Below are 21903 nucleotides of genomic sequence, written 5' to 3'. Positions count from 1 at the left end.
CGCACGCTCACGAAGCTCGGCGGGGTAAGGGGACGGACGGGCCATGACTCGATCCTCTCAGGGAATCGAGCCTCCACTAGACCCGGAGCGCTTCATCGTTCCCCCACATCAGCGATCTCCGACGGTTCCGTCGTGCTGCATGGCGACGACGATCAGCCCGTACGAGAGAGCGGAGAACGCCAGCCCCGAAGGCGCGAGCACGGGATGGAGCCGCTCGGGGAGTTTGCGCCAGTAGAGGCGCTGTTGTGGTAGGCGGCGATCTACCAGTTGCCGTCGCGCTTCTCGAGGACCCACGGCGCGTAGATCTTGCGCGTGCCCGGAAACTCCGTCTCGCCGACGAACAAGATGCTCGATTCGCCGACGACGATCGCCCCGTCGTTGCCGAGGAAGCCAATGCTGAGCGGTTGTCGTAGGTCGAACTGCTCATGTCAGACCAGACCAGTCGCAAGGAAGACGAGGCCGCGGTCAAGCCCCGGGCAGGATGGCGGTCGCGTCCTTGGTGTAGCTGGCGACGACGGCGTCGGCGTCGTCTGCCTCCCATGCCTTGTAGGTGGTCAGGACAGCGTGCCGAGGATCGCGGCCGTGTTCACGTCACTGTCCGGTGCGCTGTCCCCGGCCGGTCGTCGTCTTGCTCGCTTGCCATGCCACCGCTTTGCGCACCTGCGTTTGCGTAGTGGGGGAGAAGCCTTGGGCCAGCGTCGGGCCATACCGTTGCGACCACGTGAAGGCGTCCTGCGAGGCGGAGTTCCATGTGGATGGCGGGTTGCAGGCGAGGCCTGGCAGTTCAGTCCGGGACGGTGCCCTTGGCGGTGCAGGTCGCGGTTGGCTTCGTGGGTGTGACGCGAGAACGGTTGATGCCGAGTTCAGGCACCAGATGTTGATCAAACGGGTCCAGAATGTTGTCGAGTTCCGAGAACGGCTCGCCGAGGAGTGGCGTTGTCAGTGGGTTCTGCCAGGGTGTGCTTCGTGGATGAACTGGTGGAGCGTGTCGACTGTCGAGATCGTGTGCTGGGGGTGGTCACCCGTCGGCAGGCCATCCTGGAGGGTTGGCTGCATCGAATCGCCACGACGCTGTGTCGTGATGAGCGTGGCCGGATCCTCGTCCACCGGCGGTCGGAGCAGCTGTCGCGCTTTCCCGGGCTCTATGAGGTCGTGGTCGGTGGAGCCGTGGGGGTCGGCGAATCCTATGAACAGGCTGCCGCGCGGGAGCTGGCCGAAGAGCTGGGTATTCATGGCCTGCCGCGCTTGCTGTTCACGTTCATCAACCGCAGTGGCTTGAGCCCTCACTGGCTCGGCGTGCATGAAGCCGTGGTTCCAGAGGCTTTGGCCCCCGATCCCGATGAGGTCGCCTGGCATGGCTGGCTGACCGAATCGGAGCTTCACTCTGCCCTGTTGGAGTGGCGCTTCACTCCCGACAGCCACGAAGCCTTCAGCCGGTATCTCGCGTTCCGGACCGGCCAGTCCTGACCTTTCTCCGCCTCTTCCGTCGATCGGGCCCCTCAGCCCAAGGACTGTTGTTCGGCTCGACCCGTCAGACAGACCCGTAAGGACTGTCCCGTAAGTGATCTTGCGGGTGCTGCGGACGGGATGACCGGCCGTGGTCGGCTCGGTTATCCGGTGAGGGCGAGGTTGTACAGGCGGGCAATGCCGAGCATGGCGTGGTGGACGCCGTCGCCTTTGAGGCGGCAGTCGCGGAGGATCTTCCAGCCTTTCATCCGGGCGAGGGTGTGCTCGACGTGTGCCCGAACTCGCGTGTGAAGGCGGTTGGGTTCCTCCTTCCAAGCCGGGAGTCGCTTGCCCTTGGTGCGGCGGTGCGGGATGACGAGTCCGGTGCCGCCGCGGTCGGCAATGGTCATGGTGCGGCCGACTGCGCCCTTGGCGCCGGACTCCTCCGAACCAGGGGAGTTGTGCCGGTTGCCGGGCACGGGCCGGCCGACGACCACGACCACGTGGGTGTCGGCGTCGATGACGACCTGGTGGGCGGTGGAGTACCGATAGTTCTTGGACTGCTCGGCGATGCTGCGGTCACGGGTGGGTACCAGGGTGCCGTCCACGATCAGCACTGCGTCCTTCGCGAACCGCTTGCACGGCTTGAGCGCGAGCTTCGGGCCGAGGTGGTCAATGACGCGACTGGCCGCGGACTTCGATATAGCGAATAGTGGCGCCAGTTGCCGCAACGTCAGGTTGGTCCGCCAGTACGCGGCGACCAGCAGCACACGGTCCGCCAGCGGCAGCCTCCACGGCCGCCCGCGACCCGGCGCGTCCGCACCCTCCCTACGCAGCTGGGTCACCAGCTTGCTCAAAATGCGCGGGCTCAGTCCGGTGAACGGGGCTGTCCAGGACGGCTCCGCCCCCGTGATCATGCCAGCCATGCGGAGATCATTTCAGTTGCCGACACCCTTCCCCACGACGATCCTGGGCTACGAGCAACCAAGGGGGACAAGGTGGGACTGATGCTCTTCCCAGGCGACGACGACGTGGCGAGCCCGGACATCTCCTGGTCCTACACCGGCTTCAACATGTTCAGGAAGTGGTTGGCCCAGGCCGAGGGGATCACCCTCACCGAGATGGACGGTTTCGGCGGAGAGCGCCAGTGGCGCAGCGTCTCCACCACGCTGGCGCCACTGCTCAACCATCCAGACGACGACGGCCCCGACCTCGCACGCGCTCAATGCGCGGCCATGTTGCCCCGGCTGGAAGCGATTCTCGACCAACGTCAGCCTGACGACAGCGACCCGGTCCTTCGACGGCGCATCGAAGACGTCAGGGAGTTGATCACGGTCCTGCGGTTCTGCGTGGACAAGGACGTTGAGCTCATCTTCGGCTAGTCTGCTGAACCAGCGAGGGCTCAGCCCGGTGAAGGGGGGGATCCAATCCAGGACGGCTTCGACGCCGTGCTCACACCAGCCACACCGGGATCATCACATCAGCTCCGGTCCGACGCCGGGACGATCGCTGCAGCTACGCTTCCACGGAACAGCCGGTTTTGGGCAAGGGGGATCGTGAAGCGACCGCTGCTGTTTCTCGATGTGGACGGGCCGCTCAACCCCTATGCAGCCAAGCCGGAGAAGCGTCCTGACGGTTACACCACCATCAGGGCGCCCCGCGAGCCCTCAAAGGATCACAGCGGACTCTTGAGTCGGCGGCCTCTGCGAGTCTGGCTCAACCCCACGCACGGGCAAGCCCTTCTTCGGCTCGACTACGAACTGTGTTGGGCCACCACGTGGATGGACGAGGCCAACCGGTGGATCGCCCCGGTGCTCGGCCTCCCCGAACTTCCCTTCGTCGACTTCGGCGATGCCCTCCTCCAAGAGCGCCCCGACGGCGTCCACTGGAAGACCGGTCCTCTCGTGGACTACGCCAACGGCCGTCCCTTTGCCTGGGTGGACGACGAGCAGAGCAGGCTCGACGAGCTATGCGTAGCGGCCCACCACCGGGGACCCGGGCTTCTCCACCACGTCAACCCGCGAGTCGGCTTGCGCGAGGACGACTTCCACAAGCTTGCCGAGTTCGCCCGGTCACTGGACAGTCCCCAAGCCGCCAGCTGAGCACGTCACGTATCCACCAGACCCGTACACGCCACCGTGATCATTACGGGACAGCCTTCAGGGCTTCGACAAGTCCGGGGTACCCGCTCGCCGGATCATCTCCACGACTTGCACCACCTGCTCCGCGTGGACACACAGCCGTATAGGCCCTGCAGACGATTCACACTCGATCACCAGTGCGCCAGGCGGGAGCCACCAATACTCACGGAGCGTCGTATCGCGCGCGGACATAGCGTAGATCTGACGGGAGTTCGCGCGGCCGCGTCCACGACCAGCGGGGCTCCCATCGGAACTCGCTTCCCGCTCGCACCCGGCCAGGGCTGTATCGACGTCCCTGATCCGACCGGTTGGCCCCGACCCGGAAGAAGACTGCTTCCCCCGCCGCGGCCCGAGCAACTGTCCGCCGCGCTCGCCGCGCTGCGATAATCGCGGCGATCATCGGGCCAGCGAAGGACATGACCCCCGTAATCATGCGCGAAGTAAACCAGGGGTCCGACTGATCGCCAACGGGGCAGGCGTGCCTCTGATCTGCCTCGCACCACCCCCCAGCTCTCATCCCGTCCGCCGTCGACCCACACATCGTGGAGTGGGCGTGGTTCATGGCGGACGCGATGGGAGCAGGGGAGAGTGGTGGGGGAGGCCGGGTAGAGCTCAGTTCGCAAGGTCTTGCTTGTCTTCAGGACTCGCCGCAGGCGTCACGTGACGCTGACGGTTTGCCTCATGCTCATCAATCCACTCAGCCGTTGGCTCGAGTCCCAGAGCCACCGTCAACCGGTCCGGGTCGTGGACCGAGATGGAGAGCCAGCCGCTGTCGTGTGGGTGAAAGTACATCTCCAGGCCTCGGCTTCCTTGCGGCCAGCTGGCGTCTTGACCAGCGCTGAGACGCTTCAGTGCTTCCTCCCACTCTTCGAGATGATCAAGCCAGATGTTGGTCTGCAGGCGGGCGTTCACGAAATCCGTAGTTATCAGGCACTCGGCTCGCACCCGGGCACGTCCGGCTTCGTGGCGCTCAACCGTACGCAGGACGAGGGAGACGTCTCGTCCGTCAGACAGGCGTATCAAGTCCACGGGGACCCACTCGTCCACCCGCGCTCCCTCTTCGTCGGTCGTGTGTCCCGAGCCTGCGTGCACGATACGGGCAGAGTCCGACAGGATGACGTGGACATCATGACCGTTCCGACCCTGGCTCCCAGGGCCGAACTGGCGGGGCCGTCTAGGGGTCGGCCGATGCTGACCAACACTGACATGCGTCAGCCAGATCAACGCAGACCAACGGCAATTCCGGGAACGTCGGTGCAGGCCGGGGCGACGAGCGCTGCTCTCTTCCAGAGGAACTGACAGGAGATCCGTCGCGTGGGAGTCGGTGGGCTGGCAGCAGCGGCTGACACCACCACGTGCGAACAGCGCCGACCGACGCCGAGTGGCAGCGGGCGATCAGCCAAGGAGACCAGCCGCTTGCGGACGTCGGCACTCTTCGGTGGACGACCTGATAAGGATGAGGCCGCCAGAGGGAGAAGCGCTGGTGTCATGTCGGCAACTGCCGGCCCCACCGCGTGTGGGTGCCAGGAACGCGAGGGAGACGGAAGAAGAATGCAGGGCGACCGCACGGACATGTTCGTGGCCGAGCTGGGCGTGTCTGCCGAACAGGTGCAGAGGGTTCGGATCCCGCGAGGGGGTGTCCTCCTCGGTTTCCGGTGCGAGCCGGGCGCCTGTCTCGATGTGTGGAGAGACGTTCGTGAGCGATACGGGACCACGGGGCTGTGGCCCTTCATCACCCACACCTCGCCAACCGAATGGGAATGGGCGCACGTACCCGGCGACGCCTACGACGAGGATCGCCACCAGTCGGTCATCACCAGGCTGATGGAGTTGCAAAGGAACGAACTCCTCGGCGAAGCACAGCACTTCAATGCATCCCAGGGTAACTCGGCCTCCGCCCGCGACTTCGAAGACCTGGCCCGGAGAGTGGCGAACTCCACTCCGGCGGCCGCGTCGGCGCCGAGGCGGCCCGCGGAAGCACTGCTCGCCACCTTCTTCGCGGAGCCCTCGGAATGGATCTGCCTCGTCCCCACCGAGGACCCGTTTGCTCTCCCGGAACTCCTGGATACACCTGATACGCCGAACCACACACCGTTTCCCGGCAAGGAAGCCCTGTCCTACAGGGATCACGCGAACGTCCTGCGGGAGTGGCACGACCGGTACGGCGCGGAGATCTGCTACCTGGACACCAGCGCAGTGCTGCTGACGGTCGAGCACCCCCCCGACAGCCCCGTTGGAGAGAGCACGCGCCGCGATCGAGCACTACGCCTACTGCCCCGACTTCGACCAGATCTTCGGCGGACTGCCCGAGGTGGCCTCCTGGCAGGTCCCGAAACGGACCTGGTTCTTCTGGTGGGACTGAGCAGCCACCTGCTTACTGCTCATCAGGCTTGACCGATCGCACATGGGACCGGGGAAGGCGCGGTGTGAGCCGCCCCGTTTGCGTGCCGTCATGTGGGGGCCGTCGACCCCCACGTCGCCCGTGTCCAGCAACCGTGCCGTGCGCAGGTGGGCCAGGATGACCTTGTGCAGACGCGGCCAAACCTGCACCTCGGTCCAGTCCCGCAGCCGTCGCCGCACTGCGGCCGATGCGCTCGGTCGGAACATCGGTCCGGCCCACTCCGTTGCGCACCACGTAGAGCGGCGTGCAGCCGGGCCAGGGCCGCCGCGTGGTCGACGATCCAGTCGCTGGACGCGCGCTGGTGGTCCAGATGCTCCAGGACCAGCACCCGCTCGCTGGGGTCGGTGCCCACCAGGGCGGGCACCACAGGCGCCTCAGCGCGGCCACCTCGCGGGCGTACCGCTCGTGGGCGTCGCGACCTTCGGTGAACTGCTTCACCACCGCCGGTGTCCCGGCCAGCTCCACGCGCGGCGCACCCTCAGGGACAACGCACTGACGGTATCCCGACGCGCGCTTCGATGTGCAGGCGCGGGCCGAGATGCCCCCGGCGTGGGTGGCGGCGGTGCAGGCCGTTCCGGCGAGGCAGCGTGCCGTGCCCATTCTGCGGGAGGTGCTGGAGTTCACCGCGGCCCAGGTCGCCGAGCAGCTGGGGCGCACGGTCGGTCTGCCACTTCTGGGAGAGCCGGGTCCCAGCAGCCGGCGACAGCTCGGCGGAGGAGCCGAGGCTGCTGCAGTGCGGGCACGAAATCGTCGGTGTGCAGGCTGTGCGAGTAGAGCAGCGGCAGCACCTCGGCGGTTTTCGGGGGCTTCCGGGCCCAGGGCGGCAGGATCGCCGAGGAGAACCGCTCACCGGTCGCTGCGACCTACGCTTGGCGTTGACCCGCGGGACCCGCAATTCGACCGATCTCGGGTTCCAGTGTGACGGCGAGCATCCTGCGGCCCTTCCCGGACAATCTCGTCCAGCAGTCACGCCCCGCCGCTGGTGGTGCCTCGGCGTTGACTGCGGTGAGCACGGATGTGCCTCACGGGCCCGAGCTTGCGGAAGCAGCTCCCGCAACAGCGCCCAGGGCACCGCTCACCCTGATATGACGCTCGAAGTTAACTCTGCGGTCACCTTAGGTCCGTCCATGCGACGTCACGACATCGGACAAAGGGAATGTACGTCAGGCATTCACGCGAAAGGTGTCATCCCGTGCCGCATCTGTTGACCTCGCTCCTCACCAAGGTGGCGGTTGCCGTGATCGAGGCGTTCGTCATGCGTCTGCTCGTCCAGTTCTGGAACGCCCGTGCCCGCAGCGGCCGCCCCACGGCCGCCGCTGCCTGAGGCGCTTCCGTTTCGCCCAGAGACTGTGATCGTCAGCGAAGTCCCCGGGCATGTCCAGCGTCCTTCCCCACTGCGGAGCGTGACGCGCGCTGTCCACGCGCCCCAGGTCACCAGCCACTGTCTGCGTTCCGGGACGTGACGTGCGCAAGCGCCTGGCTCCCCGAGCGCAACGAGGCCGGGGGCGGGCGGTCCGTTTCGGGCATCGAAGCCGCCCATGTGGCTGCTTTGTCCCCTCCAGTACACCAAGCCCCATAGATGAAGCCCCGTAGGTGAAACCTTGCAGACCTGCAGGGACTGGCCAGCTTGAATGGGACCAAACCTCTCGTCCGAGGGGTTGCACACTCCGGGGAATCCCCCGTCGCTGGGCCGTGTCACTCAACTGCTGAGGCGAGGTGAGGGTTGTCGGTAAGGCTCGTGGTGGTGGTGCAGGCCCGCACGGCCCGTGGACGCCGACCCCGACCTCGCTCCCATGCGGCGGGAGCTGAGCGTCACGCCGACGGCGGGGTGAGTTTGGCGGCCACGGCGTCCAGGACCCAGTCCAGGCCGGTCGTGAAGGATGTCTCGGCGTCCACGTCCGTGCCGTCGTGCACGGCCTTGGCCAGCGCCGGGAAGCGGCCCGTGGCCAACATTCTCGTCACATGCGGGCCGGAGGCGCGCTGCCAGTCGCGCTTGGTCAGGCCCGTGGCGCGCTCGGCCCGCAGGTTCGCGGTCTCGCGCCTGATCGCGCCGATGAAGTAGGCGCTGACAGTTTCCACGGCGCGCATGACGGTGTCGACATCGGCGAGGCCGTCGAGGGTGGCCAGCGTTGCCTCGGTCACGGCGAGGCCGTGCGGCCCCAGGGCCGGGCGACCGCCGAGCAGGTCGGCGAGCCATTCGTGACGGAGAGCGGCCTGTCTGGTGCGGTGGGCGAGGACGCGCAGCGCCTCCCGCCAGTCACCGGGCTGGTCCTCGGGGAGGATCTCGGCGTGGACCTCGTCCACCATGAGGTCGAACAGCTCCTGCTTGGTGGAGATGTATCTATACAGCCGCATTGGGCCCACGTCCAGGCGGGCGGCGACCTTGCGCAACGACACCGCCTCCAGCCCGCCTTCGTCGGCCAGCGCGATGGCGGCGGCGACAATCTGCTCCCGGTCGAGCGGCACGGGGCGAGGCGGCGGCTCGGTCCGGTCCCACACAGTCATAGTGACACCGTACCGTTGTGATGCAGCGTAATGAACAAATACAGTGTATCGACATGAGACACCGCATCGCAGTGGTGGGGAGCGGCCCCGCCGGCCTTACCTTCGCCCGCGTCCTGCACCGCCATGATCACCCCGTCACCGTCCTCGAACGCGATCCCGCCCCCGACGCCCGTCCCCCGGGCGGCACCCTGGACCTGCACGAAGGGCTGGGCCAGCTCGCATTGGACAAGGCGGGGCTGCTGGCGGAGTTCCAGGCGCTGTCTCGCCCCGAGGGGCAGGCCATGCGCATCCTGGACACGGACGGAACCGTCCTGCGCGACTGGCGACCCCGTCCAGATGAACGGGCCAACCCCGAAATCGACCGCGGGCAACTCCGTGACCTGCTGCTCGGCCCTCTCGACGTCCGGTGGGGGCAGGGCGTGGCGCAGGTGGTACCGGGGGCCCGGGATGGCGTACTGGTCCATTTCACGGACGGGGGACAGGAGACGTTCGACCTCGTGGTCGGCGCGGACGGCGCCTGGTCCCGGGTCCGCCCGGCGGTCTCGTCGGTGACGCCGCACTACACCGGTGTCACCTCGGTCGAGACCGCCCTCGAGGACGTCGACACCCGCCACCCCGCCCTCGCCCGGTTGATCGGCGACGGTTCCGTGGCCGTGTACGGCGCGAACCGGGCTCTCGTCGCCCAGCGCAACACCGGCGGCCACGTCAAGGTGTATGCCCAGTTCCGCGCGGCGCTGGACTGGCCCACGAACCTGGATCTGGCCGACGCCGAGGCCGTGCGATCGAGCCTGCTGATTCTGTTCGACGGCTGGTCCGCTCCCGTTCTCGACCTCCTCCGCCACGGCACCGCGTTCGTCCACCGCCCCCTCTACGTCCTGCCCGTGTCCCACACCTGGACCCACGTCCCCGGAGTGACGCTACTGGGCGACGCCGCCCACCTGATGCCCCCCTTGGGGGCGGGCGCGAACCTCGCCATGGTGGAAGGCGCCGAACTCGCCGAGTCCATCGCCGCCGGCCCTGAAGATCTGGACGAGGCCGTCCGCGCCTTCGAGGAACAGATGTGGGTACGGGCCGGCAGGTGGGCGAAGATCACGACGGACGGTCTGGAACGCCTCGTGAGCCCGAACCCCGCCCATGCCCTCGCCCTCTTCGATCAAGTCCAGTCATCCTGACTGCCAAGCGCGAGAGCACCAGCATTAACTGATCGCACAATGTGACATCGGTGTGTCGGTTCGCTTTGGGCGATCTTCTTCGGCAGGCGCTGCGGGGTGCTGCTGATCTGGGTTCTGATGAACTGTGGGAGCGCACAGCTTCGTTGCTGCCTCAGGGGCCGGCGCGCAGGCATTGTCATCCTGGTGGTCGGCTGCGGTGCCCGACCGTTTCGCGCTTCTTCGTCGGTGACGAGGGCGGACAGCAGAGGCGCGTCGTGGGCGGTCTCGTCGTCCGCCTGGATGAGTAGGACCACTCGGCCATCGCACGCGTCGTGGGTCGAAGTCGGCGAGTCGCTCCAGCCAGTGCTGGTAGGCGGGAAGTGGCTGCTCCGCGCCGTGAAGTGCCGCTTGGCGGGCCAACTGGTCGGATGCGAAGTGGGAGGCGAAGTCGTGAGCCTGGCCGGCGAGGACTACCGTGCCGTCGCCTTGCCGGAGGACCAGCGACTGATGCCCTTGGGTGTGCCCTGGTGTCGGAATGATCCAGACGCCAGGCCAGACCTCGGCCTCACCGTCGAGTTCCTCATAGGACGCAGCGGGGAAATCGATCAGATTGTTGAAGGTGTAGTCGCCGTTGCGGGCAGTGGCCAGCTCGACGTTCTGGACCAGGATGGGCTTGCCGCCCAGGAGAGGGTTCCCGCCGCAGTGGTCGAAGTGACGGTCGCAGTTCGCGACGAGGGAAATGTCGTCAAGAGCGACTCCGGCTGCGGATCGGTCCAGGCCTCTCCGTTGGCCATGACAACCGAATGACGGTGTCGTGCGTCTGACACCCCATGCGTGTAACTCTGATGCGTAAGCCCCGGGCCGGCACGATCGTCGGATCCCTGCTCGCCGTTCTGTTAGCCCTCACCGCCTGCACATCGACGGAGGCGAAGCGGCCCATCGCCCCGCCCAGCCCGAAGGGGCCCGGCGGGAACGGCGGACTACTGGTGGGGGCGCGCTGGAGGGTGAGGTGGATCGGCGTCGGGGGGCAAAAGATCACGGCACCGCCCGACGCCGCCGCGTGGATCGAGTTCGGCTACGGCACGCCTGGCACCGGGTCGCCGTCCTGTCGGCCGCCGGACGACGGCTGATCTGCCCGGATCTGCGGGGTCTCGGCTGGTCGGAGCAGACGCGGCGCGGCTACGACATCGACGGCCTGTCCGAGGACATGCTCGCACTCCTGGACGCACTCGGGCTCGACCGCGTGGGCCTTGTCGGTCATGACTGGCGCGCCCACGTCGGTTTCCGGCTGTGCCTGCGGGTACCGGAGCGGTTCAGCGGCTTCCTGGCGCTCAACATGGCGCACCCGTGGGCTCGGCAGCGGGCCATCCTGCCAAACCTGTGGCGGCAGTGGTACACCGCCTTCGTCGAGTACCCGGTCATTGGCAGGGCCGTGCTGCGCCACTGGCCTGCGTTCAGTCGCTTCCTGCTGCGGCATCAGGTCTCCGACCCGTCGGTCTGGCAAGCCGGCGAGCTCGCGGAGTTCAGCGCCGCGGCCCAGGCCGGCGCGCATGCCGGGCAGGCCATGTTCTGGCAGTACGTGGTCAGAGAGATCCCCGCGCTGCTGCGTGGCACCTCGCGCGGGCAGCGGCTGACCGTCCCGACCCTGCTGCTGGGCGGCGAGCGGGACAACGTGATCCCGCCATCCATGCTGGCCGGAGGCGAGAGCCACGCTGCCGACCTCACCGTACGGATCGTGCCTGGCGTTGGCCACTTCCTGCCTCAGGAGGGTCCCCTAGTGGTCACTGAGGCGATGAACGAGCTGTTCCCGACGAGCAGTTGAATGGCTACGAGCGCAAGGTTGCCCGCTCCGCGACCTTCCGGATGAAGATCTGCCCGTGGCGGGCCCGGAGAGCGTACGCCCACTGAACCGGCCGACCTGGTTGTTTGGTCGGGGCCCGCTCTCATGTCCGCATGCCGTTACTGCCCGGTGTTCCCTGTGGTTCCCCGCTCGATCGGGCACGGATGGGGCACGGCCACGTTTTGGTCCGTAGCTCTCAACGGTGGTCCCCCGCTGATTCCACGACACCGTTGGCGAATGACGCATTAGTGTCCATGGGTTTTACGGGGCATGAGGAAACGCTGTGCCGGTTCAGCACTCGTCGGCAATGGGGGGCCGGCTTGCGCAGTGTGTTGGCCCGGTGGTCCTCGTGTGCGAGGACGGGATTGTCCTGGGCCGACAGGCGTCATGGGCGGTGTGTCAGCGAGGGCGGGAGGTTCGGGCCTTGTTCGAGGACTTTGAGACCAAGCGGGTTCATGTCGGCGAAGCATCGATCTTCGTTCGCTACGGCGGTGAAGGGACGCCGGTGGTGCTGCTGCATGGCCACCCCCGGACATCCGCGACCTGGCATCGCGTCGCTCCGCTCCTCGTCCGCCAAGGTTTCACCGTGGTCTGTCCCGATCTTCGGGGGTACGGCCGGTCCACCGGTCCGGCGCCGACCGCAGACCATGCTGGATACTCCAAGCGGGCCGTCGCTGGTGACGTGGTCGAGGTGATGCGCTCCCTGGGCCACGCTCGGTTCACGCTTGCCGGGCACGACCGCGGAGGCAGTGTCGCGCTACGTCTTGCACTCGATCATCCCGATGTGGTCTCGCGGGTGGCGCTGATCGACTGCCTGCCCCTCACCGAGCACCTCTCCCGCATCACGACCGAGTTCGCCACGCAGTGGTGGCACTGGTTCTTCTTCGCCCAACCGGATATCCCCGAGCGGGTCATCAACGCCGATCCGGACAGCTGGTACCGCGGCGATCCTCAGAGCATGGGGCAGGAGAATTATGAGGAGTGGCGTGCGGCCACGAGAAACCCCGACGTGGTGCGGGCGATGTTGGAGGACTACCGGGCAGGTCTCACCATCGACCGGCGGCACGAGGAGGACGACCGCGTCGCCGGGACACGGATCCAGTGTCCGGCACTGATCCTCTGGTCGCTCCGAGACGATCTTGAGGACCTGTACGGGAACCCGGTGAAGATCTGGCGGGAGTGGGCCCCGGACGTACGCGGCCACGGCATCGACGCCGGGCACCACGTGGCCGAGGAGGCTCCAGAAGCGCTCGCGTCTTCCCTCGCGGGCTTCTTCGCCGGGCGGCCTGAGTGACCTGACTTCGGTCGGAACTGCCGTCAATCTCCGCCGTTGAAGAGAACGAGCTGTTCGGCCCTTGAAGGAGATGTGGCTGGCTCGCGAAAGATCGGCGTAGCGGCTATGGGCTGGAGGCTCAATGACCGAGTCAAGGCGATGGGCGCCGCCCCGTGCCGCACCAAGGGCGCGGACCGGTACGGCGTTCCTGTGCGCCCTGTTCTCACGGTCGCTGAGGTCTTCGCTCTCGCCGACTCCATCGCGCCGCGTTATCGGCTGCTCGTGCTCCTGGCGGCCTTCACCACTCTGCGGTTCGGGGAGCTGGCGGCTCTGCGGCGCCGGGACGTTGATCCGGAGGGGCTGACTGTCACCGTGCGCCGGGCGCAAGCCGAGCTGCAGGACGGCCGGCTCTTCGACAAGGCGCCGAAGTCCGCGGCCGGGGTGCGCTCCGTCTCGTTCGCGGCCGAGCTGCTCGACGAGGTGCAGCACCACCTGGAGCACTTCGCCGCGCCGGGGCGTGACGGTCCACGTTTTCGTCGGGCCGCAGGGCGGGCAGTTGCGGCGGAGCAACTTCCGGGACGACTGGGGCAAGGCCCGTAAGGCTGCGGGCGTCACGGCGGAGCTGCACTTCCACGATCTCCGGCACACGGGCAACACGCTCGCCTCGACGGCCAGGGCCAGTACGCGGGAGCTGATGACGCGGATGGGCCACAGCAGTTCCCGGGCCGCGCTGATCTATCAGCACATGACGAGTGACCGCGATCAGGCCATCGCGGATCGGCTCGGGGCCGTGATCCGGGGCGGTGGGGGAGCGGCCTCCGACTCGTCCGGAGAGGACGCCGAGCGGACGTAGTGGCGCGCGTGTGGCACGGCGTGTGGAACGGCAAAGGGCCAGCCTGGGAGGGAAACCCTCCTGAGCTGGCCCTTCTTTCTGTGCCCCCGGCAGGATTCGAACCTGCGACACCCGCTTTAGGAGAGGGTCTATAGCTTGCCCTATCTGTGATGGCCTTTCCTTGACTTCACTGTTCAGGCTGGTCAGCGCGGTGCGGTCTTCCGTATCTGCCTGATTGTTCCCTGCCTTTACTCGGCCTTCCGTTCCCATGGCGTTCCCATGAGGGGCCCGCGGAGGCCCCTGGGAGGGGGGGTGGGGAAGTCGGTTGAGGCCAGCTGCGGTCGGCGAAACGGTGAGCACCGCAGACCTTTTAGGGGCGACAACGGCCCCGTCCCGTCAGGGGGTAGGGGCCTCTGGCCGTCTGCGCACGCCCTCGGGCCGTTGCGCCCGGGTTAGCGGCTCGGGGTGATCTCCGAAGCCAGTTCGTAAAGGATGTTCGAGCGGATCTCTGGCGCGTCGACGTAGCCGCAGTCGTGGGGCGGGGCACCTACTTCCAGGGCGGGGTGTAGGGGGTGCGCAGCGACTCACAGGAGCGGGCGGCGGCGTCGGCCGTGCAGCTGGACTCGAGCGCGCTCCGTAGGCCGCAGCCGGTGATCGGCGCTCATCTGGACACGCCGGCCGAAGTCGTCGGTCAGGATGATCCGGTGGTCGTCCTAGGCGTTCGAGTCGACGAACAGCTGGGGGCAGCTGCACGACGGGCTTCAGCCCGCTGGTGTCGGTCATGCTGCTCCGCCTCCGTGCACATGGGGTTGCGGTGCTCCAGGGTCCGGACCGGCGGTCGCAGGGGACTGTACGTGAGTTACCCGGCGCAGGTGCGGCGGACGCGGGGCCCTGTCGTGTGTGGGGGCGCGAGAGCGGCTGGTGTGCGCTCGTGCCCCTTGGAGTGCTTGCAGTGCTTCGATTTCGTCAAGACGGGCGGGGAATTGAACGGGGCCCGCGTCCGACTCGTAAGGAGGGGGCAGATTGACCAGGTAGTTCGTGGGCGGTGGTGCGTATGCGTGGGCTGGGGGAGAGAACCTCTCGCCGCATGGCAGCATCGGGTGCCGTGAGTGTGTCCCTGGCGGTGCGGAGCGTGCGCGCGGCGGTGTTCGCCGTGCTGTGCGTGCTGCTTGCTGCCGGAGGGCATGCCCTGGCCACGGGTGCCGCGCCGCCGGTATGGGTGCAGGCTGCCGCGTTCGTGCCGGTCTTCGCGGCTGGCTGCCTGCTGGGCGGCCGGGAACGATCACTGGCCGGCATCGGCACCGGAACTCTGGGCGCCCAGGGCGGGCTGCACCTCGTCTTCCACGCCGCGCAGCCACACCACGTCGCGATGGCCATGCACGGCATGCGGATGACGACCCATGCGCATGCGCTGACGCCGCACGCCAGCGCCGCCCATGTCGGGGCGGCCCTGGTGCTGACGTGGTGGCTGCGGCGCGGTGAGGCGGCCCTATGGTCGCTGCTGTGGTGGGCGACCGCGTTCGTGCCGGGGCTTGCCGCCTGGTGGCAGGGGAGCGGCAAGGCGCGGGGTGTACCGGACGCGCCGGGGCTCGTACGTCGCGCTGCCGGTGAGCCGTGGTCGCTGAGACAGGTACGGCTGAGGTATGCCGTTCACCGGCGAGGGCCCCCGATGGGGATGTCGTACGCGATCTGACCCTCGGCATACCTCTTCTTCCGTACGGAGATCCATCAGCTCATGTCCAGGACCCGCACCACCTTGCGCCGCGTCGGCGCCGTCGCTGCCCTCACCGCCGCCGGACTTCTCGCCGCCGCCGGCGTCGCTTCCGCGCACGTCACCGTGCACCCCGACAGCTACGCCAAGGGTGCCACGGACGGCGTCCTCACCTTCCGCGTCCCCAATGAGGAGGACAGTGTCGGCACTACGAAGGTGCAGGTCTTCCTGCCCACTGACCACCCCGTCCTCGGCGTGCTCGTCTCCCCCCAGGACGGCTGGACAGTCAAGGTCACCAACACGAAGCTGAAGAAGCCGGTCAAGACCGATGACGGCACCATCACCGACGCCGTCTCCGAGATCACCTGGTCCGGCGGGAAGATCGAGTCCGGCCAGTACGAGGACTTCAACGTCGCCTTCGGTCAGCTGCCCGACGACACCGACCAGCTGACCTTCAAGACCCTCCAGACTTACTCCGACGGGAAGACCGTCCGCTGGATCGAGGAGCCCCAGGGCGGCGAGGAGCCGGAGAACCCGGCACCTGTGCTCAAGCTCACCGCCAAGGGCGCGGAGGGAGGCAGCGGCGCCTCGACCGCCTCGTCGGCGGGCCCGAAGACCTCCGACAGCTCCAAGTCGACCTCGTCGGCCAGTGACTCGACCGCCCGCAGCCTCGGTGTCGCCGGACTGGTCGTCGGCGTGCTGGGGCTGGCCGCCGCAGTGTTCGCCGTTGTGCGCGGCCGCTCGACCGGGTCCCAGGCTGAGTAAAGCGCCCGTGCCCTGCCGGCGGAAACCCGTCGGCGGGGCACCCGCCTGTCGGCGTGACGCGCGAGCTGGCGAAACCCGGCTGGCGGGCCGATCACGGGACGTGGAGTGCGTCGGCGTGCCCGATCCGCTGATGGGCGAGCGACTGGCGGCCTGCGTGGCCGCCGGCTCGGCGGGCGCCTACCGTCTGAGCCTGGCCACCCGCACCGTCGACCTGCCCAGAGCCGCGCTGCACGCCTGGCTTAGCGGTATACCCGAGCGCGTCATCGCGGCCGACGGGCGCCTGCCCCGGGCCGTCGTGCACGGATGGATCGCTGCCAGGTTCTCGGCAGGGCACCCCGACGACAGCTGACCGTAGTGGGCAATGCCGACTCTCCTTCGACGGTGTCTCGGTCTCTGTTCCGTAGTGCGCAGGTCAACGGCCGGTCATGGGTTGGGAAGGCAGGCCGGGGCGAGCGTACTCTTGGCGCGGAATTAGCAGACACCTCGTTCGGTGAGGCGTCTTCACGGACACAGGCCACCACTGATCCCACTCGTCGAGAGATGCTCCGGATCAGGACAGGTCTCCCCGGCTCAAGGGGTGACTCCAGGTGGCTTTCCCGGCCTTCGGGGACACGCCGTGGAGTGCCAATCTGACGAGTTGGGGTGCGCCGGGCCGTCGGCTCCGGCTGCCCTTGCCGCAGGACCGCGCCACCCTCTGCGCGGCCGTGACCGGGAGGAGGCGACATGGACAGTAGTCCGGGCCATAGTTGGCCCCCCTTCGCGTTGTCCGTGCCGTCCTTCCGTGGCCCGGAGCAGCCTTCTCTTCCCTGATTTCGGCCCAGCTCACCGGCCGGCAAGGCCGTGTGCCGGCGCGCGTTCGGCGTGTCTTGTGCCGCCGGCCCGGGGAGGAAGCGTGCTGCCGTGGGCCGCCCGTAACCCCGCCATGCCGGGGCAAGGGGGTCTTCACCTTGGCTGCCCACACTCTGCTCATGTCCACCTCGGCCCGTCTGCGTGACCGCCGGGTCACTCTGGAACGCCGTGCCACCGCGTCCAAGGCGGTCCGCACCTCGCTGGTCTCCCTCGCCGGGCTGATCGGCGGCCCGGCCACCAATCAGTCGGGAGAGGAGGTCGGCCGCGTCGTCGACGTCGTCGCCCGGCTCTATGGGGCGGACTCGTATCCGCCGGTCACCGGCCTGATCCTGCGCATCGGCCGACGCCGTACCTTCCTGCCTGCGGACACCGTCGGCAAGGTGCACGCCGGGCACGTACGGCTGCGCACGGCCAGGGTCGACCTGCGCGACTTCGTCCGCCGGCCCGGCGAGGTCCTGCTGGCCAAGGACGTACTCGACCATCAGCTGGTCGACGTGGACGGGGTCCAGGTCACCCGGGCCGCCGACCTGTATCTGGCGCCCTTGGTGGATCAGGTGGTTCTGGTCGGGGTGGACGTCTCCCTGCCCACCCTGCTGCGCCGCCTCGGCCCGCGCCGCTGGCAGGCCCGGCCGACCCCGGAGCGGGTGCTGGACTGGCAGTCGGTGGCTCCGTTCGCCGAGCAGGCCACCGAAGGCCCGCCGGAGGTGCGGCTGCGCGCCTCGCGGGCCGCGCTGCACCGGCTGCGCCCCGCAGACCTGGCCGACATCCTCGAAGACCTCGGCCGCGCCGAACGCCAGCAGCTGCTGCGCTGGCTGGAGCCGGAGCAGGCCGCCGACGCGCTGGAGGAGATGGAGCCGGCCGAGCTGGAGAACCTGCTGCGCGAGGCCCAGCCGGAGCACGCCGCCCGTCTGGTTGACGAGATGGAGCCCGACGAGGCCACCGACGCCCTGCGGGACCTCACTCGTGAGGAGCGAGAGGCCCTGCTGGCACGGATGCCGACGGGCGAGGCGGCGGAACTGCGCCGGCTGCTGGCCCACCGGGAGGGCACCGCGGGCGGTGCCATGACCACGCTGCTGATCACCGCCCACCGGGACGAGACCGTCGCCGAGGTACGGGGGCGGCTGGCCCAACAGGCCGAGCACCGCACCGAGATCGACGCGGTCGCCGTCGTGGACGGCGCGGACCGGCTTCTGTGCGACCTCGCGCTGTTCGACTTGGCGGTGGCCGAGGACGCGACGCCGTTGGCCGACCTGGTGGCCTGGCGGGCGCAGTTCGGTTCGCCGGACACCGTCCGGGCCGACACGTCCCTGGCGGACGCCGCCGACCAGCTCGTCGCCGCGCGCGCCTCCTCGCTCCTGGTGGTCGACGACAGCGACCGTCCGATCGGCCGGATCCTGGCCGACGACCTGCTCGATGCGATGCTGCCCGAACGCGGGCGGATGCACTTCCGGAGGATCCTGCAGTGACCCGCGACCTCGACACCGCCACTGCGGCCCCGGAGGCCCCCGCGCCCGCGCGCCACACCGGCTGGCGGCGCATCACCATGATCGCGGCGATCGCCGGCCCCGGCCTGGTCGCCGCGAACGCCGGCAACGATGCCGCTGGCATCGCGACCTACGCCTCGGCGGGCTCCCAGTTCATCTACGGCACCCTGTTCTTCATGGTGCTGGTCACCGTCGCCCTGGTGATGGTGCAGGAGATGGCCGTCCGCCTCGGCGCCCACACCGGCAAGGGCCTCGGCGCCCTGATCCGCGAGCAGTTCAGTCTGCGCCTCACTGCCCTCGCCGTCTTCTGCCTCCTGCTGGCCAATACCGGCCTGGTGGTGAGCGAGTTCGCAGGCATCGGCGCGGCCTTCGAGTTGCTGGGCGTCCCCAAGTGGGCGGTCATCCCCCCGGCCGCGATCCTCCTGTGGGCCCTGGTGCTGTTCGGCTCCTACCACTGGGCCGAACGCATCTTCCTCATCATGTCCCTGGCGTTCTTCGCCTACCCGATCGCGATGATCCTCGGCCACCCCGACTGGGGCGCGGTCGGCCACCACCTGGCCGTTCCGCACATCGAGCCGAGCAAGAGCTTCATCCTGCTCGCGGTCGCGCTGATCGGTACGACCGTCAGCCCCTACATGCAGTTCTACGCCGCCGCGGGGGTCGTCGACCGGGGCGCCAAGCCCGCCGACTACCCCCTCATCCGCGCCGACGCCATCATCGGCGCCGTCTTCGCCTGCGTCATCAGCCTCACCATCATCATCGCCACGGCCTCGGCCATCGGCGGCAGCGGCCCGCTGGACTCCGCCGCCCAGGCGGCCGAGGCCCTCAAACCGGTCGCGGGCCAGGACGCCGAACTCCTCTTCGCGCTCGGCCTGATCGGCGCCTCCGCCCTGGCCGGCGCCGTCGTGCCCCTCTCCGCCAGCTACGCCATAGGAGAGGCAGCGGGCGTGGAACGCTCCGTCTCCCGCAGCTTCCGCGACGCCCCGCTGTTCCTGGGCCTGTTCACCGCCCAGATCATCCTGGGCGCCGCGGTGGCGATGACCCCGGTCGACGTCATCCAGCTGCTGATCGGCACCCAGGTCCTCCAGGGCCTGATCAGCCCGATCGTCCTGGTCTACCTGCTGGTCCTGACCAACCGCCGCTCCGTCCTCGGCCAGGCCGCCAACGGCCCGCGCTACCGCATCCCCGCCACCGCCGTGGTCATCGGCGTCGCCGCCATGTCCACCATCCTGCTCGTCCAGACGGTCCTCGGCTGGTTCGGTCTCGCCTGATCCCGTGAATTTCACCCCGGCGTGCGGCGCCTCCACGCCCGGCTCGCAGCCGCCGGGGACTAGCGTCCCGCTGGGGACCCGAGCCGGCTCTTCTGCACGGAGCCGAAGGAGGACGATCTGCATGGCTGGTCACGTGGTGACCGAAATATCGGCCAGTCAGCTCCCTGAACTGACCACCGGGCGTCTGCTGTCCTCGTGGCAGTTGGACGTCCCCGCGCTGCTCTTGGTCGTCGCCCTGGGCGCCCTCTACGGCTGCGGCGTTGTGCGGGTCCGCCGCCGGGGCGCGCCCTGGCCGCCCGCCCGTGTCGCAGCCTATGCGCTGCTCGGCCTGGGCGGACTGGTCGTGGCCACGATGTCCGCCCTGGCCGTCTACGACCGCGTGCTGTTCTGGCCGGCCGCAGTGCAGAACATCCTCCTCGACCTCCTCGCACCTCTGGGCCTGGCGCTCGGTGACCCGCTGCGGTTGGCGGTGGAGGCGCTGCCGGAGGGCGCGGCCGGGCGGGTTCGCCGGGCCATGGCCGGCCGCCTGGTGCGGCTGCTGACGTTTCCCTTGGTCAGTACGGCCCTGGTGCTGGCCACCGAGCTGACGGTGTACTTCACGCCGTACTTCGAAACAGCCCTGCGGGTCGGCTGGCTGCACGAGCTCATGTATCTGCACCTGTTGGCGGCCGGCTGCCTGTTCGTCGTACCAGTGCTGACCGACGAAGAGGCGCTGCCGGCCTGGTGCACACACCCGGTGCGCGCAGGCCTGGTGTTCCTGGACGGCATCGTCGACGCGGTCCCCGGCGTTGTCGTCATGACGCACGGCACGCTGATCGCGGGTGCCTGGTACCTGCACCACGCGCCGACCTGGTCCCCGGACGTCCAGCACGACCAGCAGCTCGGCGGCGGCGCGATGTTCAGCATCGCCGAACTCGTGGCACTGCCCTTCCTGCTGGCGATCCTGTTCCAGTGGGCGCGCGCTGAGCGGGCTCAGACCGCGGCGCTGGAACGCCGCCTGGACGCCGAACTCGCCGTCGTCGTCCCCGCGCCCACGGCGGACCACCCCCCGGTACCGGCTCTGGAGCGGGTACGTCCCTGGTGGGAGACGGAACAGAACGACGTGGCCGTCAGGATCCGACGTCAGCAAGGGGACGACTGATCTGCACCCAGGCTCGTCCGGCCGTAGAGACCAGGGCTTTCCGTCAAATAGTTAAGGAATTTTCGAAGTGCGACTGATATGCAGTTCGATGTTCCCAGGATGTTCCCGTTCCGCACCCGAAGGCCTTCCAGGGTGGTTCCCTGGAAGCCCTTGGGGTGCGCTGGCCAGTGGCGTTGGAGTCCTGGTCGCACCCGTGGCCGGTGCCCGCTGTTCCTCGTGGTTCCCCGCACGATCTGGCACGCGACTGGCACGGCTCTTTCGTCTGAGCTACCTGCAAGCGGGTAGGTCCCGACCGATATTCGCTGCAGGGGCCTGCGTCCCTGTCCGTAGGATCCTGCCTCGATGAAGAGACGCGTGCAGTTCACCGAGGAGGTTGTGCGGTTCCGTGACTACATGCCGACCGCCGACTTGCGGGGCTGGGCCTCCGGCAGCTGAGTCCTACCGCTGCGCAGCATGGCGTAGCCGGCACATCCGAGGCCTCCGGCGAAGGCGACGGGCCAGTCCAGGAGGCCCACGGTAGCCAGGGCCGCAAGCCCGAGGCAGAGGGGAGTCCCGCCCTTGGCGGCCAGCACTTGGCGAGCCACGCTGACGGGCGCCATCGCAATGTGTGCCAAGCGGCGCGCCTGGTGTTGCATGGATATGCCCGAGGTCGTCTGCGAGCCGGTTGTGGCGCCGATGGCAGTCGGTGCCGCCTTGGTGGTGGTCATGAACTCTCCTCACCGCTGCATTGGTGTACACGAAAGAGGCTAAATGTCACCCATCGCCACAGGTCGGATATCTAGGCCGCAGGAGTGAGGTCTTTGAGGTCGGTGGAATCTCAATGGTTGAGTCAAGCCGACAGGGCGCCGCTCATCGATTGAGGGCGGCGCCCCGCCTGGGACAGGTTCGAGCCTCATCCTTATCAGGTCGATCACCGGGGGTCGGCGACGTCGGCCAACCGGTCCTTCCCCTCGGCAGATCGTCCATTGAGGTCCGATGTCGACCGCTGCTGTTCGCGCTCGTTGATGAAGCTCCTATAGACCGTCAAGTGGTCTGTGTGAGCGGTTTTGGTGTGTGGTGGGGGCGGGTGAGCTGCTTGTAGACCTCGCGGGCG

At 68.3% G+C, this 21903-nt stretch carries 20 protein-coding genes, 2 pseudogenes and 1 riboswitch; of the genes and pseudogenes, 16 read left to right on the top strand and 6 right to left on the bottom strand.

Going from position 1 to position 21903, the window contains the following annotated elements; all coding sequences use genetic code 11:
* The first annotated feature begins 966 nt into the window (after positions 1–966).
* Positions 967–1467 carry an NUDIX hydrolase gene (locus ACIPM1_RS32615; protein WP_402440808.1) on the top strand — a complete coding sequence of 167 codons (501 nt, stop codon included), beginning with the start codon at positions 967–969 and terminating at the stop codon, positions 1465–1467.
* Between the two features lie 143 nt (positions 1468–1610).
* Here ACIPM1_RS32615 and ACIPM1_RS32610 read toward each other — a convergent pair whose 3' ends face one another.
* Complete coding sequence (locus tag ACIPM1_RS32610) at positions 1611–2372, bottom strand: transposase family protein (RefSeq protein WP_402440806.1); 762 nt, start codon at positions 2370–2372, stop codon at positions 1611–1613.
* 81 nt (positions 2373–2453) lie between these two features.
* Between ACIPM1_RS32610 and ACIPM1_RS32605 the strand changes: the two genes are divergently transcribed.
* Both ACIPM1_RS32605 and ACIPM1_RS32600 read left to right on the top strand, forming a co-directional pair.
* The gene (locus ACIPM1_RS32605) at positions 2454–2828 is read left to right on the top strand and encodes a hypothetical protein (RefSeq protein ID WP_402440810.1); all 375 of its coding nucleotides are present in this window, start codon (positions 2454–2456) and stop codon (positions 2826–2828) included.
* A gap of 174 nt (positions 2829–3002) precedes the next feature.
* Positions 3003–3548: a hypothetical protein gene (locus ACIPM1_RS32600; RefSeq protein WP_402440804.1), complete on the top strand. Its 546-nt coding sequence runs from the start codon at positions 3003–3005 to the stop codon at positions 3546–3548.
* Positions 3549–4199: 651 nt separating this feature from the next.
* Here ACIPM1_RS32600 and ACIPM1_RS32595 read toward each other — a convergent pair.
* A complete protein-coding gene (locus tag ACIPM1_RS32595) occupies positions 4200–4634 on the bottom strand; it encodes a DUF5959 family protein (protein WP_402440802.1) in 435 nt (144 codons plus the stop codon).
* Between the two features lie 1186 nt (positions 4635–5820).
* On the opposite strand from ACIPM1_RS32595, the gene ACIPM1_RS32590 reads away from it, so the two are divergent.
* Complete coding sequence (locus ACIPM1_RS32590; protein ID WP_402440800.1) at positions 5821–5949, top strand: DUF4253 domain-containing protein; 129 nt, start codon at positions 5821–5823, stop codon at positions 5947–5949.
* 697 nt (positions 5950–6646) lie between these two features.
* Here ACIPM1_RS32590 and ACIPM1_RS32585 read toward each other — a convergent pair.
* Positions 6647–6892, bottom strand: a pseudogene (locus ACIPM1_RS32585) (IS256 family transposase); the annotation flags it as partial.
* A gap of 288 nt (positions 6893–7180) precedes the next feature.
* Between ACIPM1_RS32585 and ACIPM1_RS32580 the strand changes: the two are divergent.
* Positions 7181–7312, top strand: coding sequence for a hypothetical protein (locus ACIPM1_RS32580; RefSeq protein WP_402440798.1), 132 nt, complete (start codon positions 7181–7183; stop codon positions 7310–7312).
* A 488-nt stretch (positions 7313–7800) separates the two neighbouring features.
* Here the strand turns inward: ACIPM1_RS32580 and ACIPM1_RS32575 are convergent, their stop codons facing one another.
* Positions 7801–8493 carry a TetR/AcrR family transcriptional regulator gene (locus tag ACIPM1_RS32575; RefSeq protein ID WP_402440796.1) on the bottom strand — a complete coding sequence of 231 codons (693 nt, stop codon included), beginning with the start codon at positions 8491–8493 and terminating at the stop codon, positions 7801–7803.
* A gap of 53 nt (positions 8494–8546) precedes the next feature.
* On the opposite strand from ACIPM1_RS32575, the gene ACIPM1_RS32570 reads away from it, so the two are divergent.
* Positions 8547–9665 (top strand): FAD-dependent oxidoreductase, encoded by a 1119-nt coding sequence (locus tag ACIPM1_RS32570; protein WP_402440794.1) that lies wholly within the window; start codon positions 8547–8549, stop codon positions 9663–9665.
* A 303-nt stretch (positions 9666–9968) separates the two neighbouring features.
* On the opposite strand, the pseudogene ACIPM1_RS32565 reads toward ACIPM1_RS32570, so the two are convergent.
* Positions 9969–10523 (bottom strand): annotated as a pseudogene (locus ACIPM1_RS32565) (MBL fold metallo-hydrolase); the annotation flags it as partial.
* Between the two features lie 130 nt (positions 10524–10653).
* Between ACIPM1_RS32565 and ACIPM1_RS32560 the strand changes: the two are divergent.
* The 10 genes from ACIPM1_RS32560 to ACIPM1_RS32515 all read left to right on the top strand — a co-directional run bounded on the left by ACIPM1_RS32560 (position 10654) and on the right by ACIPM1_RS32515 (position 20810).
* On the top strand, positions 10654–11466 hold the full coding sequence (locus ACIPM1_RS32560) for an alpha/beta fold hydrolase (RefSeq protein ID WP_402440792.1): 813 nt from the start codon (positions 10654–10656) through the stop codon (positions 11464–11466).
* Positions 11467–11908: 442 nt separating this feature from the next.
* Positions 11909–12778, top strand: a complete 870-nt coding sequence (locus ACIPM1_RS32555) for an alpha/beta fold hydrolase (RefSeq protein ID WP_402440790.1) — start codon at positions 11909–11911, stop codon at positions 12776–12778.
* A gap of 189 nt (positions 12779–12967) precedes the next feature.
* Complete coding sequence (locus tag ACIPM1_RS32550) at positions 12968–13357, top strand: hypothetical protein (RefSeq protein ID WP_402440788.1); 390 nt, start codon at positions 12968–12970, stop codon at positions 13355–13357.
* Positions 13314–13610, top strand: coding sequence for a tyrosine-type recombinase/integrase (locus ACIPM1_RS32545; RefSeq protein WP_402440786.1), 297 nt, complete (start codon positions 13314–13316; stop codon positions 13608–13610). The genes ACIPM1_RS32550 and ACIPM1_RS32545 overlap by 44 nt, the downstream gene beginning before the upstream one ends.
* Positions 13611–14694: 1084 nt before the next feature.
* Positions 14695–15282 (top strand): hypothetical protein, encoded by a 588-nt coding sequence (locus ACIPM1_RS32540; RefSeq protein ID WP_402440784.1) that lies wholly within the window; start codon positions 14695–14697, stop codon positions 15280–15282.
* Between the two features lie 42 nt (positions 15283–15324).
* Positions 15325–16065: a YcnI family protein gene (locus ACIPM1_RS32535; protein WP_402440782.1), complete on the top strand. Its 741-nt coding sequence runs from the start codon at positions 15325–15327 to the stop codon at positions 16063–16065.
* Between the two features lie 115 nt (positions 16066–16180).
* On the top strand, positions 16181–16414 hold the full coding sequence (locus ACIPM1_RS32530; protein ID WP_402440780.1) for a hypothetical protein: 234 nt from the start codon (positions 16181–16183) through the stop codon (positions 16412–16414).
* Positions 16415–16540: 126 nt separating this feature from the next.
* Positions 16541–16714, top strand: a riboswitch (M-box (ykoK) riboswitch).
* A 319-nt stretch (positions 16715–17033) separates the two neighbouring features.
* Complete coding sequence (locus ACIPM1_RS32525; RefSeq protein WP_402440778.1) at positions 17034–18380, top strand: magnesium transporter MgtE N-terminal domain-containing protein; 1347 nt, start codon at positions 17034–17036, stop codon at positions 18378–18380.
* Positions 18377–19669, top strand: a complete 1293-nt coding sequence (locus ACIPM1_RS32520; protein ID WP_402440776.1) for an NRAMP family divalent metal transporter — start codon at positions 18377–18379, stop codon at positions 19667–19669. Before ACIPM1_RS32525 ends, ACIPM1_RS32520 begins: the two co-directional genes overlap by 4 nt.
* A 121-nt stretch (positions 19670–19790) precedes the next feature.
* Positions 19791–20810, top strand: a complete 1020-nt coding sequence (locus ACIPM1_RS32515; RefSeq protein ID WP_402440774.1) for a cytochrome c oxidase assembly protein — start codon at positions 19791–19793, stop codon at positions 20808–20810.
* Positions 20811–21199: 389 nt separating this feature from the next.
* Here ACIPM1_RS32515 and ACIPM1_RS32510 read toward each other — a convergent pair whose 3' ends face one another.
* Positions 21200–21517 (bottom strand): hypothetical protein, encoded by a 318-nt coding sequence (locus tag ACIPM1_RS32510; RefSeq protein WP_402440772.1) that lies wholly within the window; start codon positions 21515–21517, stop codon positions 21200–21202.
* Positions 21518–21903 lie beyond the last annotated feature (386 nt).

Source organism: Streptomyces sp. NPDC086766, from assembly GCF_044746005.1.
In the GTDB taxonomy this organism is placed as follows: domain Bacteria; phylum Actinomycetota; class Actinomycetes; order Streptomycetales; family Streptomycetaceae; genus Streptomyces.
The sequence above is the reverse complement of the archived record's forward strand: the minus strand, read 5'-3'. Positions and strand labels throughout refer to the sequence as shown.